Origin of the sequence: Leptolyngbya sp. Cla-17 (assembly GCF_016807185.1) — a bacterium.
Lineage (GTDB): Bacteria > Cyanobacteriota > Cyanobacteriia > Leptolyngbyales > Leptolyngbyaceae > ULC077BIN1.
The window spans coordinates 2,867,403-2,883,044 of sequence record NZ_JAEVYN010000002.1 but is presented as its reverse complement, the minus strand read 5'-3'; the positions used below and the strand labels follow the sequence as shown (position 1 = coordinate 2,883,044).

General features: G+C 44.0%; 11 protein-coding genes and 2 pseudogenes. 7 read left to right on the top strand and 6 right to left on the bottom strand.

The annotated features are described in order from the left end of the window. Positions 1-48 precede the first annotated feature (48 nt). From JOY44_RS24280 to JOY44_RS24265, 4 genes are all read right to left on the bottom strand, one after another. Positions 49-1,317: a glycosyltransferase gene (locus JOY44_RS24280; RefSeq protein ID WP_171575891.1), complete on the bottom strand. Its 1,269-nt coding sequence runs from the start codon at positions 1,315-1,317 to the stop codon at positions 49-51. A gap of 5 nt (positions 1,318-1,322) precedes the next feature. Next, positions 1,323-2,462 carry a glycosyltransferase gene (locus JOY44_RS24275; protein WP_171575890.1) on the bottom strand — a complete coding sequence of 380 codons (1,140 nt, stop codon included), beginning with the start codon at positions 2,460-2,462 and terminating at the stop codon, positions 1,323-1,325. A gap of 36 nt (positions 2,463-2,498) precedes the next feature. After that, entirely contained in the window at positions 2,499-3,644 is a 1,146-nt protein-coding gene (locus JOY44_RS24270) for a glycosyltransferase family 4 protein (protein WP_171575889.1), read from the bottom strand. A gap of 76 nt (positions 3,645-3,720) precedes the next feature. Further along, positions 3,721-5,010, bottom strand: a complete 1,290-nt coding sequence (locus JOY44_RS24265) for a glycosyltransferase (RefSeq protein WP_197985731.1) — start codon at positions 5,008-5,010, stop codon at positions 3,721-3,723. Positions 5,011-5,542: 532 nt separating this feature from the next. On the opposite strand from JOY44_RS24265, the gene JOY44_RS24260 reads away from it, so the two are divergent. Genes JOY44_RS24260 through JOY44_RS24250 form a run of 3 tightly spaced genes read left to right on the top strand, consistent with a single transcriptional unit; the run spans position 5,543 to position 8,758 of the window. After that, a complete protein-coding gene (locus tag JOY44_RS24260) occupies positions 5,543-6,643 on the top strand; it encodes a glycosyltransferase (protein ID WP_171575888.1) in 1,101 nt (366 codons plus the stop codon). Between the two features lie 4 nt (positions 6,644-6,647). After that, positions 6,648-8,504 carry an ABC transporter ATP-binding protein gene (locus JOY44_RS24255; RefSeq protein WP_245404945.1) on the top strand — a complete coding sequence of 619 codons (1,857 nt, stop codon included), beginning with the start codon at positions 6,648-6,650 and terminating at the stop codon, positions 8,502-8,504. A gap of 29 nt (positions 8,505-8,533) precedes the next feature. Beyond that, positions 8,534-8,758 (top strand): glycosyltransferase family 2 protein, encoded by a 225-nt coding sequence (locus tag JOY44_RS24250; protein ID WP_171575886.1) that lies wholly within the window; start codon positions 8,534-8,536, stop codon positions 8,756-8,758. Here JOY44_RS24250 and JOY44_RS31695 read toward each other — a convergent pair. Next, positions 8,741-9,855 (bottom strand): annotated as a pseudogene (locus JOY44_RS31695) (ISAs1 family transposase). The gene JOY44_RS24250 and the pseudogene JOY44_RS31695 overlap by 18 nt on opposite strands. Positions 9,856-9,923: 68 nt before the next feature. Between JOY44_RS31695 and JOY44_RS32250 the strand changes: the two are divergent. From JOY44_RS32250 to JOY44_RS24220, 4 genes and pseudogenes are all read left to right on the top strand, one after another. Then, positions 9,924-10,220, top strand: a complete 297-nt coding sequence (locus JOY44_RS32250) for a glycosyltransferase family 2 protein (RefSeq protein ID WP_171576235.1) — start codon at positions 9,924-9,926, stop codon at positions 10,218-10,220. Then, positions 10,180-10,932: pseudogene (locus tag JOY44_RS24230) on the top strand (IS1 family transposase). The gene JOY44_RS32250 and the pseudogene JOY44_RS24230 overlap by 41 nt, the downstream one beginning before the upstream one ends. A gap of 527 nt (positions 10,933-11,459) precedes the next feature. Beyond that, a complete protein-coding gene (gene ltrA, locus JOY44_RS24225; protein ID WP_171574412.1) occupies positions 11,460-12,755 on the top strand; it encodes a group II intron reverse transcriptase/maturase in 1,296 nt (431 codons plus the stop codon). Between the two features lie 208 nt (positions 12,756-12,963). Beyond that, the gene (locus tag JOY44_RS24220; protein ID WP_207211207.1) at positions 12,964-13,320 is read left to right on the top strand and encodes a hypothetical protein; all 357 of its coding nucleotides are present in this window, start codon (positions 12,964-12,966) and stop codon (positions 13,318-13,320) included. A 9-nt stretch (positions 13,321-13,329) separates the two neighbouring features. Here JOY44_RS24220 and JOY44_RS24215 read toward each other — a convergent pair whose 3' ends face one another. Then, on the bottom strand, positions 13,330-15,438 hold the full coding sequence (locus JOY44_RS24215; RefSeq protein WP_171575885.1) for a hypothetical protein: 2,109 nt from the start codon (positions 15,436-15,438) through the stop codon (positions 13,330-13,332). Positions 15,439-15,642 lie beyond the last annotated feature (204 nt).

Here is a 15,642-nt window from a genome sequence, read left to right as displayed (position 1 = left end):
CCTATCCATTGTTCAGCGCTCTTAGTGGGTTCGATCGCACTTCCTTAGTCAACCCGCAATCTCATCAGAATCATCAGTTTTTTTTGAATTCATTGATTCATCTAAAATGGTTTGATAAGTCTGCACCAGTTGTTGTCCTTTTGCTGACCAATCAAACTTTTCTTTCACCATCGTTCGTCCAGCCTGAGCCATCTGGATTCGCATTGCTCCACTCTGATTAAGCTGAGTCATGGCAATCGCCAAATCTTCTACTGCTTGTTGGGGATTTACAGCGGGGATTTTAATCCCTGTAGCGTCTGTCACTTGAACGGCTGGACCACCCAAATCAAAACAAATCACCGGACGACCTGCCGCCATCGCTTCCAAGCAAACAAATCCTCCCGATTCATGCAGGCTAGGATGCACTAGCACCTGGCATTCTGACAGCAGATGAAAGACCTTGTCACGGGGGAGTTCTTGCCAGAAGGTGATCCGATCTGCAACGCCTAATTTCTCTACCAGCGTGATCAGTGGTTGATGTTCTGGACCGTCGCCAATGATCCAGTATTCCGAATTGGCTAGATTAGCCTTGGCAAATGCTTGGACACTTAAGTGGAAGCCTTTCCAATGCAACAGTCTACCGATACTGATAAATTTGATGGAGGTGCTGTCGGCGATCGAATATTGAGAGAGGCGAGCAATTTCTTCAGTTAGCAATCCAACTTGAGAATAAACCTCTACAGGCGTTGCGCCGATTTTGAGTAAGCGTTGTCGAGTTTCCTCAGTTGTCGCTCTGGTCAAGCAGCTTCGTCGAGCTGTCATCCGAGTGAATGGATCGCGTTCCCCTAGCCAACGGCTAACGTTACGTAGTGCTTCATAGATTTTGCCTCGCAGACTAAAATCTTGTGAAAATGCCATTGGCGCAGATTCACCGCCGCCGACGGGTCCCCAAAGAAAGGGAATAGGCAACAAGGATAAGAAGCTAGGGTTAGAGTATTTGACGAAAGTAACGTGATGAACCAGATCGAAGTCAACTTCACGATGGAGTTTACGAGCGACAAAGTAAGCCTGGATTTGCCAGAGGTAGTAGTGAATCTGAAAGGCACCCACTCCTAGTTTCCAAATGCCGCCAATGATCGGCAAGGTGAAGTAAATAAAGTGGAGGTTGGGCTGAGGGTGACGGGCTAGCTCTGCTTCGATCGCCTCGCGTCCATCATCTGGGCGGGTCAACACCCACACTTCACAATGCTTGGCGACTTCCCAGACCGTATTCCAACCCACTCCCGGTTCTGTGCCGCGTCCCGGTTCACAGGCATAGGCAGATAGCAATACCTTCATGGTTCCTATCCCTCTAACTGGTACAGTGATTCATAGAACTCAAGATATTGTTTGCTAATTTTGAGGTAGTGAAAATCCTGAGATCGCTGCTTTGCTTGCTGTTGATAATGCTGCTGTAGATGTGAATCACTCAAAATTTGAACAATTCCGGCTGCCAAAGCATCCACATCTTCATTGGGCACCATCATCCCAAATTTGCCATAATCCACCACATCCTTTGATCCACCGGGCGCATCATTCACGATAATAGCGGCACCACATGCCATCGCTTCCTGAAGTGCGATCGGACAGCCCTCCCAGGCAGACGCTAAAACAAAAACACCACACCGAGCCATAAACCGATAGGGGTTATGGTCAAACCCCGGCATCTCCACCCATTGCTGCACATCTAGACTTTGGCAAAGTTTTTCCAGATCAGTCCGTAATGCACCTTCTCCTAAAATGAGCAGCCGAGCGGGGGTCTGTTTCACGACTTGAGCAAAGGCTCGAATTAAACCATCAAGCTGCTTTTGTTTGGCAAGTCGGGCAACGGTCAAAATGACTGGCGGACTGCCTGCTTGAAACCACGGGTGATTTGCAGGTTCTTCAGCCAGTTTCTCAATCCGAACCGGATCAATGGGATTAGAGACTGCCTGCATTGGAATAGACAGCGGCACCTTCATTTCAGTGACGAGATCAGAAATCGTATCTTTTGAGACTCCAATTAATCCATTGCCATAAGGATAGGTATATCGCATTAGAACTGGCAGAACATACCGAATTCGAGGGTTATTTTGATGTTCAATTTTTGCCTCTAAACTCCCGATATTATGTTCTCCAATCACAATTTTTGTCTGCGATCGGGCTAAAGCCTTTGCCCAAATTGCAATCACATTAAAGTACCAGGGCATCGGAAAAATAACATCAGGTTGTTGTTCACAGATATATTTGACGGTCTGAGGCAAAGAAAGAATGGTTCGCTTGGCATCAAGAGAGACAATCTTAACGTCTGGATAGCGACGACGATTATCAGCGCTAGCGTTTAAGACAACGATGTCACAAGTAACACCCAATTCTTCAAATCCACGAGACAAAGAGTGTGCCAGATTAGCAAATGCCCCCCCGTCCATGTCGTGTGTCAATATGGCAACTTTACGCTTATTCATTGTTTTTCTTGAAGTGTCTCTCGCCTAGCCGATTTGTTAAGCCAAAGCAGTTTCCGCAATCTTCGCTAAAACTTTCGCGGCGGCGGCTGGAGTATATTGCGACATAATATGCTGTGATTTCTCACCCATTATCGTAGACAGAGTGGGATCAGTAATGAACTGAAGCATCTGATTCGCTAGTGCTTCTGAGTCATCCGGTGAAAAAGTGTACCCATTCTCACCATCAACGATTAACTCTGAAGTGCCTGCGCCTTTAGAACACAAAACAGCTTTGCCAAACAACATTGCTTCAAGCACGACAACACCCCAGGTATCCTCTTGGGTGGGCAAAACAAAGATGTCAGCCGCTTGAAAGTAATATCCAATGTCCTTATAGTCAACTCTTCCCCGCCATTGAACGCAATCTATTAAATCATTTTGTTCACAGAATGCTTCAAGTTCTTCTTGTTGAGTTCCATCTCCAACCACCAGCAGGGTGTAGTTAGAGTGTCCCTGGGATTGCAAAATGGCACAGGCTTCTAACAGGCATTTAAGCCCTTTTCTAGGAACCACATGACCCGCAAACAAAAATGTTGGATGTTTTAATGAAGAGAAATCTACCTTGGAATCTGATGTTTCAGCCAAAAATGCATCTAATACAGGAATTTCATAGGGTTCAACAAACACTCTTTCTGCTGGAGCTTTGAGAAATTCGGTTAAATAGGCTTTGCCTGCATGGCTGTTTGTGATACAAACATCTGCTGCTGATACCATGATGCGTCGCAGGGTTAAGCGCAACCAAGAATTACGATAATCAACTCCCGGCGCACTGCCTTCATAGGCGATGATTAAACGCCATCCACCAATTGGCTTTAATAAGACTGCGAATAAAGTCCAGATTCCAAAAGAACTGGTAAAAACTAGATTGGGTCTCAACTTAAGCAATTGTCCAATAATGGCGGGAGATAAGTAGGTGAAGTTATCACCGTACCCTGTCTCAGATTTAGTTAGCCCGACGACCTTCATTTCACCCACTAACTCGATATTGACAGAATCCTCATATCCTTTAGCAAAGCCAGGAAATAATCCTGTGAATACCGTTGTTTTAGGAAATATTCGAGTGAACTCGCTCAAAACTGGTTGCCAATAAAACCAGGCAACGGGTAACAACCAGGCAACTTGCAGACTTTCATTCCCATCCATAAAATACCTTTGAAGCTGATCAATGCAGTTAACGTTTAGCTTGTCATCACTCAGTCTTAAACTAGTGTGATTATGACTATTTGAGAATATGCTCAAAAATAGTTTGGGCAAACAATCGGGCTGAATTTTTCTCTACAAATGTTTTCATTTCTGTGCGATCGCTAAATGATTGAGAAGATTCCGACAAAAACTGGGTTAGCCCTGTTGCAATTTCTTCAGGCGCGGTTGAATCGACTGTTAAACCGAGATGATGGCGCTTAACTAGCTCTCCCATCAAACCGTAGTTTGAACTTAACACTGGCTTTTGGGCTGCTGCTGCCAACAGTAAAATACCACTCATCCCCACATGCCGCTGATAAATCGCTAGCGCCACATCTGTCACCAAAAAATATTTTTCAACATCCGGATCTGGGATGAATTCAAACCGCGTTTCTATCTGAACGGGTTGATGTTGGCAAAGATGATCAATGCGAACCTGAATTCGAGCCTGTTCTTCGACGTTCGCATTGCCAACCAGCAGGATACAAATTTTTTGACACACACTAGCGGGTAAAAGTGCCAATGCATCCAATAGTTGATAGATGCCTTTGCGCTCTGCCTCAAATGACCCAAACAATAGAAAAACCTGGCGATCGGGCTGAATATTTAGCTGGCTGCGGAAGTTTTCTAGTTCAGAGTTTGAAATTACGATCGGTTCAACGGGATCGGGTAGAGAGACTGCGATCGCCTTTTTAGAGCCAGAATTTAAACATTCGACAGCAAAGGGATCAAGACAAAACAGCGTTTGCAGCTTTGGGTGATGCAGTGTACGGGTAATAAATAGTTTCTCTCGAACCTGCTGCATCCGCTCTTTCCACGATGGAACGAACTGACTTAAATCACTGTAATGAAAGGTGGGTCGAAAATAAATTCCTGAGAAAGAACAGGGTAGCTTCGCGCCTATCAGTAAGGGTAGTTCACAAGTATCCAAATACATCAATAGACAATGGGTTGCAGCAATGGACTCTGCATACTTCTGAAGTAAGTTCCATTCCCGTAGATTACGAAATGCCCGGTCAAATTTGGTCTTTCGCGAGTTAAGTGTCTCCTCCTCCTCTTCAGTAATAGCAATAAACTGAATGCCCTCTACATGACTTTCTGAGGCTAATTGCACAACATCTGAGTGTGCTTGAAGGAATTTAGGCGAGACGATAAAGATTAATTCGCCTGGTGCTTGCAGATCAATCCAATATCGGAGTAAGTGTTTGATATAAGAGGCATGGTGCCCCAAGACTGAAAGATCGAAGACGATGATGCGAGAATTGAAATCAGTCAGCCCCAATCCCGGCTTAGGTTCTATATCTGTATTGCTGATGGCAGTAAACATATAGTTTAGAAAGCCTCACAAGTTTTAGCATAGGGTAGTCAACTTAACAATTTGAGGAATTGTATCTGACTATTTAGCAGTACAATAGCTCATTAAATCTAGATCGTTATAAAGAGTTAAAAGTTCATCTTACAACTTGTACAATACAAAATATTTTTGTGGGATCAAACGCCGTCATCGGAAACTTCGCCAATTCTTTAACAAAGGCTTAGTTTCCACAATTTTTCTGCGAAGACTTAGTAAGCTGCTAAATCGAACGATCTGCGTGGAGTCAGAAGTTGCTATACATTAATAGCTAGTGGATGAAGTAGTCGAACAAGTGAGACTGCTTTATTAGACGGTTAAGTAGTTCAGTTGTGTTTCGCGGTATTTTTTTGACTGAGTAGTTAAAAATAGTTAGTCAGATTTATTTTCTGATGCATTTTTTAAAAGAGTTGAAATATTTCAATTTTTCTACTCTGCAAAGTTAGACTATGCCGTAAAAGTGCAAAAAAAATTATTTTAAGATTTTCAAAGTAGAGCCTAAATAGAGATGAAAAAGAAGGTATTAGTTATTTTTCCTAATGAGTGGCTGGCGTATACCCCAACACTGTTGAACTTAACTAAGGAAACGTCTGATGATTTTGACTTTAAAGTCTTAACGATCGATGATGGCACTTATAAAAACTCTGCTCTTTCAGGAGAGCAGTTTGATTTCATTCCAATTCATCCTTTGATTCCTAAAGTGCAATCCTGGTTAGTTAATGCGTTTGGTGCTTCAAAATTTTATCAACTAGCAAAAATCATAGTTCTTTTTATAAGAACAAAAGCCTATGTTGGCAAGGTTGATGAGGTGATTGCGATCGATTCAGCAGGGTTATGGATTGCTCAAAAAGCTTTTGGTAATTGCCACTTTATGTCTTTGGAGCTATTTACAGATCTGTTATTTAAACAATGTGATTTGAGTTTAATAGAGTCAGTCATTATTCAAACTCAAGAACGATATGATTATCTATTTGGCGATGTAGACATTAAAACTTCTTTCATTCAAAATGCTCCCGTTTATCAGCCATCTTTAATCAAGCAAAGAGACATAACCTCTAAAAAAGCGATCTTTTTGGGTAATGCAAATGCTAGAAATGGAGTTTATTACTGTATCGAAGCCATTCGGAATATTGAGGATATCTCTTTAACGATCAAGGGCACTATTTCGAGTGATGACAGAAAGCAGATAGAAACTCAGTATGCTGATCTGTTAAAGAGTAAAAAAGTGATCATTGACGATCGCTATCTTGAACAGGATGAGCTAATCGAATATCTATCCCAGTTTTATGTAGGATTTTGTTTCTATGATCTAAGCTGTACTGACGATACAACTCGATTTAATTTCGTTTCTGTCCCTTCGGGTAAGCTGTTTAATTATTATGCCGCTGGAGTTCCAGTAATCGGGTCTAGTTTGCCTGGATTGATTAGCGTCAAGGAGTTCGAGACAGGTCTTTTACTGAAAAATATTTCCACAGAAGAAGTTTTACAAGCTCTGGAATATATTGATAACAGGCATGAGGAGTTGAGTGAAAATTGCCTTAAAGCTGCTGCACACTTTGACTTTAACTCATCAGTCAAGCCTTTTAGAGAGTATCTTTTAAGCAGATAGCGCTTTGGGTCTTGTCTTTTTGTTGTTTAGTTTATATTACTCCTTAAAAATGCTTACCTACCTTTCAAGAATCTTGTATGTAGTCACAGGTAAAAAAATTGAACTCCTAATCATGGCATTCGTTTTTTTTGCCGTCTCATTATTGGATACCGTTGGAATTGGTCTAATTGGTCCCTTTATGGGGCTAGCAACCTCTCCAAATACTGTTGTTCAAAATAATTTTTTGAACAGCTTCTATACTCAGCTAGGATTTACATCTCCTTATCAATTTATTGCTTTTATAGGATTTCTCATTGTTCTGATTTTTTGCTTAAAGTCTTTTCTAAATTTTCAAATGCAAGCGTATGTATTCAGGTTTAGCTTTAGTCAATGGGGCAAGCTAGTTGAAAGATTAATTCAAGCTTATCTGGCAGCAGACTATACGTTTCACCTGCAAAGAAACACCTCTGCAATTTTACAAACGATTCTAGTTGAAACCGGGCATTTCGCAAATGCAGTTTTAATTCCAATTTTAATCTCAACTTCCAACGTAGCTGTTTTATCGTTTTTATTAATTCTTCTGGCGTGGACAAGTCCAGTTTGTACAGCGGCTGTCTTGGGAACTATATTGATTACCTATTTTATCTCAAATAGTTTTAAGGGGAAAATGTCGCTATGGAATCAAGAAAGTAACATTGCACAGAAGCAGATTATTCAGGTCGTTAACCACAGTATGGGTGGAATTAAAGAGTCCAAAGTGATTGGTTGTGAGTCTTACTTTGAAGATCAAATCAGTGGTTTAGCTAAAACGTATGCCACTTCAATGAGTTCTTCATTGGTGTTTGGTAACTTACCACGAATTTTAATTGAAGTTTTTCTAATCACTTTTTTGATTGGCTTTACCTCTTTATTTCTAATTTCTGGTCAAAACCCACAGCGACTCATCCCTGTCTTAAGTATTTTTGCGGTTGCTTCAATTCGTATGTTGCCGGCTGCTAGTGCATTATTGGGGGCTGTAACCACCGTAAGAAGCTATAGCTATGTGGTTGACAAGCTTTATTTTGATTTAAAGGAGGTAGAGGATAAACAGTATGGTGCTAATTTGGGTGCGTCTAAGTTTGGCATAGACGGATCAAAGAAAGGATGGCAAGAGTCGCAGCAAGCTATGGTTTTTTCTGATCAGGTTGTTTTGCAGGAAGTGTCCTACAGTTATCCTAATTCAGCTAGCTTAGCCACTCAAAATATCTCTCTGATGGTGAAGAAAGGGGAGGCGATCGCCTTGATTGGTAAATCAGGGGCAGGTAAAACCACCTTAGTGGATATTATCTTGGGTCTTTTGTGTCCCCAATCAGGAGATATAAAAGTTGATGGCATCTCAATTTATGACGACCTACGCCAGTGGCAAAACTTAATTGGATATATTCCTCAGTCTATTTTCTTGATGGACGATACGATTGAACGCAACATTGCCTTTGGTGTGCCCGACGATCAAATCAATTCACAGCGGTTACAAAAAGCAATTGCTGCGGCTCAAATATCTCAATTAATGGCTGAGTTACCAGAGGGAATTAAGACTCAAGTTGGAGAGCGGGGCGTTCGTTTGTCGGGTGGACAGCGACAACGAATTGGGATTGCTCGTGCACTGTATCATGAGCGCGAAATATTGGTTTTAGATGAGGCGACAGCGGCATTGGATAACGAGACGGAGCAGCTAGTGAATGATGCGATCAAATCATTGAGTGGTCAAAAAACACTGATTATTATTGCTCATCGTTTGAGTACGGTTGAACACTGCGATCGCATTTATTTAATGAAGCAGGGAAGAATTGACAAGGAAGGTAGCTATGCAGAAGTTGTTCTAGGCGAATCACCAGTTACTTAGTAATTTTAGTAAATGAAGAGAATTTGTATATGAACAGATCCACCAATCATCCTTTAGTTTCAGTCATTATTTCTTCCTATAATTACCAGCAGTATCTAGCAAACGCGATTGATAGTGTATTAGAACAAAGCTATCAACCAATTGAAATTATTGTTGTTGATGATGGTTCTTCTGACTGTTCACCTCAAATTATTAAGGATTATGGCGAGAAAGTTATTCCTATTCTTAAGACAGGGTTATTTCATTCTAAATAGCTTCTTCAACAACTTCAGCCCATAACCTGCTTTCCGCCTTGCCTGTGCCATATTAGTTTCTCCGGCATCCCGATAGAGGTTGAGGGCTAGATTCCGGGCAGTGGCAAATAGGACAGGTAGTGCGCTGACTCGGATTCTAGAACCATCTTCGCCTTGAGTCACATCTCGCACATGATGGACTTTATTCTCAACGTGCCAGTAATCCCGTATCCGTCGCCCAAACTGTTCGACTGTTTCGTCTAACGAACTGATGTAATAACGGATTTCAGGCTTTTTAATCAAGATATATTGCCCCTTGAGGATGTGCCGATAGCTCTTGACTCGAATAATGCTTCGTAATCCTGACCATTCTTCTGCTCCGGGCAACCCATCCCAGGTCTTCCACAAGCTGACGCTTCGGCGTTCGACTCGACCATGCCCCGTTTCAACGCAATTAATATGGGATTCGGACTGAAATTGTGCCGTAATTGCAGCGTAAAAATTGCCGTGGTTTCCTTTCAATGCGCCGAGATAGTCGTTTTCAGAGTCGATGATTTGCGCAGATATTTTTTTTGAGTGTTCAAAGCGTCGAAAGCAAACACCACTCCGCGTTTTGCCAGTTGCTCTAAGATCGGCGGAATCGCTTTAATTTCATTACTTTTGCAATCCACGGGCTGGGGAGGTAGGATCAGTCCTCGTTCCACGACGTATGCCGTGACTAATTGAATCGCAGGATGAGATTCTGTCGTACTCGCGTTCGTCTCAATCTGGTAAGAACCCCGTAAGACCTTACCATCAAGAGCGATCGTTTCTCCCGCTTTCGGTTCTATTGTGAAGAACTCTGAGATACAAGCTCCGTAGGATTGATAGTCCAGCGTTAATAGCACCCGACGGATCGTACTATAGGATGGTAGTCCATGTTTCGGTGACCCAAACAGGAGAATCAGGGATTCACGGTATTCCTCTAACCAATCTCCCATCGCGATAAATCCGCCACAGCCTGCACTGATCGCTAAGGTAAACAAGGCTAAACAGACGGCATACTGATGACGGCTGCCCGCGCCTCGGCGGGGGTCGGGTAGGTGAGAAAATACTTCTACGATTGCAAGCGTACTCATCACGATCAAAGGGGGGAGAATGGACTTCCATACTCTGGACCCTATGCTCACCTACTGTCTAGAATGAAATAACCCTGATTCTTAAGAGCAACGGAGGACAAGCATCTTCATTGAATGCTGGTTTTCTTGCGAGTCATGGAGAGATCATCTGCTTTCTCGACTCAGATGATTTTTACACCATTAATAAAATTGAAAAGATAGTTGAAATATTTCAGTCCTATCCTGAGATCGGTTGGTGTTTTCATCCTCTTAAATATATCGGTAATGTTCTAGACGTGTGGAAATGGGGGAGAATCAGGCAGGTCGTTTTTCCTCAATTTGTATATGGTTTTGGAACCCGTTCTTTGCCCCGACTGTGGCAGTGATGATGTGGTTAAGCATGGTCGTTCTGGGGCAGGCAAACAACGTTACAAATGTCGAAATAGGGAGTGCCGTCGTAGCACCTTCATTCGAGCATATGGCTATCGAGGTCTATCTGCCTGAAGTCAAACAGCAAATTGTTGATATGGCACTCAATGGCAGCGGGATTCGTGACACAGCAAGAGTCCTCAGAATCAGCCCGACTACAGTGATCGAAGCCTTAAAAAAAAGAGCGTCACCTGAAGGCGATTAATGAAGCCCGTTTAGCCGAGATTGAACCCACTCAAACCATCGTGCGGTTGTGTCAATGGCAGGACGTAGAAGCTGAACTCGATGAGATGTGGAGCTTTGTTCAATCCAAGAAGCACCAACGCTGGCTGTGGCATGCTCTTGACCATAATACCGGTGAGGTGCTGGCTTATGTATTATCAGATCACAAAGACATAGCCTTCTTAGAACTCAAAGTTTTGTTAGCGCCATTTGGGCATCACCCAGTTCTATACCGACGGTTGGGGAGCCTATGAACGCCATCTTGAGCCTGCTGTGCATACCATTGGTAAAGCCAATACTCAAACCATTGAACGTAAACATCTCACCTTACGTACTCGGATTAAACGACTGGCTCGAAAAACGATTTGCTTTTCCAAGTCCACTTGGTTGCATGATGCTGTCATTGGTCTATTCATCAACCGCTATGAATTTGGCTTAGACATCTAAATCTAAGGGCGATCCACAACTCTAGAAGACGAGTGCGCCGAGCGAAGCTCGGCTCTGCCAACCAGGGGAAGAACCTGGTCAGGGAAGCCTTGGCAAGGCACCAAGTACCGAGTGTTGCGCTGTCATCGGCAACGAGGACAGTGAAGCGTACACAGGGAGATGATGGGCTGCAATGCGAAAGCGTGAAGGGATTGAGCCCCGAAATTAGACATACACGTGGATGCCGACACAGTTCGTGTTGTGGAAGGCAAAACCAACAGAGCCAACTGCCAGGGTTCTGGAGGGTCCACCGGGGTCGGAGACCGTAGCACGTCATCAAGGTAGAGTCGGGAACTCGGGAGGTCCCATGAACTCCTCCATCGGGGGGTAGAGCCGCACAACCGGCAAACCGGAAGAACGCTCAACGATTCATGGGAAGTCGGATGTCCCCATAGTAGTGAAGAAGTGGGGTAACGCCCACGGAGCGAAGGGGGACACATTGGGTCGAACACTCGAAGGCAACATCAACCACACTCAGAGGTGGAAGTATGGTGACAACAGGAATCGAGCGGATAGCCGAACGGGCTCACAGAGAACCAGGGACTGTCTTCAGTGCCCTGATACACCACTATAGTGTGGAGAATCTGCGAGCCTGCTTTCAGTCGCTAGACAACAAAGCGCCTGGAATCGATGGAGTGACGAAAACGGAGTACGGACAGAACCTGGAGGAAAATCTACAGGGGTTGCACCGGAAACTGAACCAGATGTCGTATCGACCCCAAGCGGTACGACGAGTCGAGATTCCCAAAGAAGATGGCAGCTTGCGCCCTCTGGGAATTAGTTGCGTTGAAGACAAAATCGTTCAGGAGATGACTCGTCGGGTCTTAGAATCAATTTACGAACCGGTATTCCTCAGTAACTCCTATGGGTTTCGACCCCATAAAGGATGTCATGATGCCCTGCGGCAACTGCATCAGGAGGTCATGGGGCAACCCGTTGGGTGGATTGCAGACCTAGACCTGGCTCAATTCTTCGACACCATGCCGCACCAGGAAATCCTCAAGGTATTAGCCCTGCGGATTCGGGATAGAAGATTCCTACAGGTGATTGCGCGAATGCTCAAAGCCGGAGTCCAAACCCTAGGCGGCGTAGTACAGGATGAATTGGGTAGCCCGCAAGGCTCGATAGTCTCCCCCGTCATTGCAAATGTGTTCTTGGATTTTGTGCTAGATCAGTGGTTTACCACCATTGTGCGCCAGCACTGCCGAGGCTACTGCGCTCTGATCCGGTATGCGGACGATAGCATTGCCTTGTTTGAGTTCGAGGACGATGCTCGACGATTCATGCGGGTTCTGCCCAAGCGATTGGAGAAGTTCGGCTTGCGCCTCAATGAGGAGAAAACCCAACTTCTTCCCTGCGGCAAGCGGCAAGCGGGTCTAGCCCTCAAGTACGGGAGAAAATTCCCCAGCTTTGATTTTCTGGGGTTCACCCATTACTGGGGCAAGAGTCGCAACGGAAAAGCCCGATTAAAGCGCAAGACTTCAAAGAAACGATTTCGCCGTGCGTTAGTCACCCTCAATCAATGGTTGCAGCAAAAACGCAATGCTCATAAGCTGCCTCAGCTATGGCAAGCAATCGGGCAAAAGCTGCGCGGACACTTCAACTACTTTGGGGTCACCGACAACGGTCATGCGCTCTACCACTTTGAAGACGCAGTTCACAAGCTGGTCTTCAAATGGCTGAATCGACGGAGTCAACGACGTAGCTTTCGCTGGGAGAGCTTTCTACGCTATCTGGCGTGGCATCCTCTCCCCAGACCTGGTCGCTTAGTGTCGCTTTATTAGAGCAGGTGAATGGCTCAATGAAGAGGCTTGTGCGGGAAAACCGCAGGCAGGCTTCTGTGAGGGGGAGGTTTCCAACGATGCAAGGCTAAATCGTGTGACACTCTCGTATTCCGAAAGGGGAGAGCAACGGGGAATACAAAGCAAGCCTAAACATTGGAGGAACCCTCTCTACTCGACCCGTAATTATCCTGGATACTCATATTTGGGTTTGGTTTCTGACATCCAGGTATTCAAGATTGTTGCCCCAGACGGCGACATTGACTACTGGGCAACTAACGACTTGAAAATGAGTGAATTACAACGGTTGCAGTGGGCTGAGTTTGAGTGGTCGATTGAAGAATACCATCGCGGCTTAAAGCAGTGCTGCGGGGTTGAAAAAGCCCAAGTGCGTTCCTCGCGTTCTCAACGCAACCATATTGGTTTAGCCATTCGAGCCTTCTTGCGCCTGGAGATGCATTGGTTTAATACGGGCATCAGTTGCTATGAGTCTAAGCTCAGCATTGTTCGTGAGGCGGTGCGATCGTACTTGGCTGCTCCCTGGTTATCCCTCTCACCAACCGCGTAAGTCCTGACACTACCCACCCTGTCCATTTTGAAGTCGATAGATTGTCGGTTCTTTCTTAGGGTCTTGACCAAATACAAGCGTAAAATGCCCAGCAGGGTTTTCCAACCAGCGAACCTCCCGAGGTTGCCATCCCATCTTTTCTTCCAACGGACCCACTGCAACACCACTAACCTGCTGTTGTTTGAGATCATCTACCCATTGAGACAGCGATTCTGAGCGAGACGGTACATACAAAACTTTTTGCTCCCAATGCTTCCCGTAGAAAAAGTAACTGCGGTAGCTCAATAAATATCCCAGCGTTTCAGTCGGCTTCAGATTACCTGCGATATATTCATAAACGCCACCGTAAACCTCTTTGCGGTGAATGTCTCTTGCTTCCCGCGCTCCCCAACTGGTAATCACCAACAGCCCAAGAAGTATCGATATAATTGCAAATCGATTTGGTCTGTTAAATAGTTGACTTGCTTTTGCCGCTAGTATCCTGTTAACACGCGATCGTGATGCCCCCCAAACAAGCAGGACAAAAGCGATAACGTAAATCAAGATGTAGATCAGCACATTGATCAGGTTACTACTAACAATTTTAAGGAGTTGATCAACGGCAGTCGTAGGATTGCTCCTAAAACCATCCAGAATAGCACTTGCCCACCCGACACCTCCTCTAAATGCGGTCGATACCCGAATAATATCGAAAACTGTACTACTAACAATTCCAAGTAAACTGCTTACAAAAACGACCGCTGCCACCAAATAACTGGAAGTACGAAGGCTGCTAGCGGTCACAGCGGCAATAACTCCTAGCATACCCATGAATGGCATCGCGAATCTTGCTTGTTGACCGATGTACTGGTTAATTGGTTGTGGTGGTAGGGGGGGTAAAAGATTTGTTCCAGTAAATGGTGTCTTCCAGTATAAATACCCTGTACCGACTAGAACGAAGCAACAAAGACTAAACAACAATGGGGCATACGTAAATCTCTGTTTAGGCAGGAGAAGCTTTGGTAGGAGAAGCGCTTGAAAGACTAATGCCAAGAAAGGTACCTGCAATCGCACAATTGCTTGCAGCACCATAATCTTCCAATGGGAAAGATCCGTAAAGTGAAATAAATTTGCCAAACTGGTCTGCTGGAGAGTAGAAAGCTCCATTGACCCAGGAGAGAGTAAAACACCAGCAAGACTGATCTTAATGTCGCCCAGAGGATTACCAGCTTCAATAAAATTCTTTAGATACCAATAAAATCCTATAAACAATGCCCCTAAAATACTGACCACGATCGTAGGAATCGCAAGTCTGGACTGATTTAGTACATCTTTAAAGGATACTTTGTAGAGGAAAGTATTTCTAATTTCTAAAAATAGAAATATAGTGATTGGTAAGACCGCATAACCAATCGAAGACAGTTTAATTCCAAGCAGCATGAAAATGGCTATAAAGAATGAAGACAAGTCCACGAACGAGCGATTTTGGCTGTAGGAGATCGCAAAATATAAACTTGTCAGGAAAAAGGCTGCAAAGGGCAAATCAATATGCAGCGAATTCACATGTTGAATAATCAATGGAATTGTTAGAACCAATGCAGCCGCTGCAATACTGTAAATTCTTTCTGCTCCAACCTTAGTACTGAGAAGATAAACTGACAGACCAAGAATAAACCATGAGATTAAGTTTGGTAAAGTGACCAAAAAGTCTTCTCGGAAAGGCATTACAAAGAGAGTGCATAGGATCTCCCAGTTAAAAGGGTAGTACGCAATAGCGTCTGTAGCCCATTCGCCAGTTCTTGAAAATTCATCGAGGCTGACAAATTTTCCCTCCTGATACCACCTTGCCATTGTTGGAAGGTGGTACCATAGAGAGTCATAATTAATAATTACTTCAGTCGCCAACTTTACTACTAAGATAATTGCAGCTAAAAGTATAGAAGTAATGATAAGAATCTCAGCTTTAGTAAGTCGCTCTTCAAGTTTAAAAGTATCTCTGAATGAAGCTAATGTTAAGCGCTTCTTAACCGACAAAAATAGGGCTGTTCCAAATATAAAAATGCCCAATTCAAGTACAACTACTGAAACCAGAAAAAGTTGACCAACGGCTCCTAAAAGAAGAGCAACAAAGACCTGCACAGCGCACCAGCAATTTAGACCCGTTAGTATATCGTGAGCTAAACTTGACTGATGTTTCTCACTCTGAGCAATTGAAACTAGCCAGAGACATGTAGGGACAGGACCGAGGAGGATAACAAGAAATAGGATGAACTGCCAAAGGTGTTGCAGAAGTGATATGTTCATTAGAAGTAATCTTCAACATTAAAGTTTGAACAGACGAGA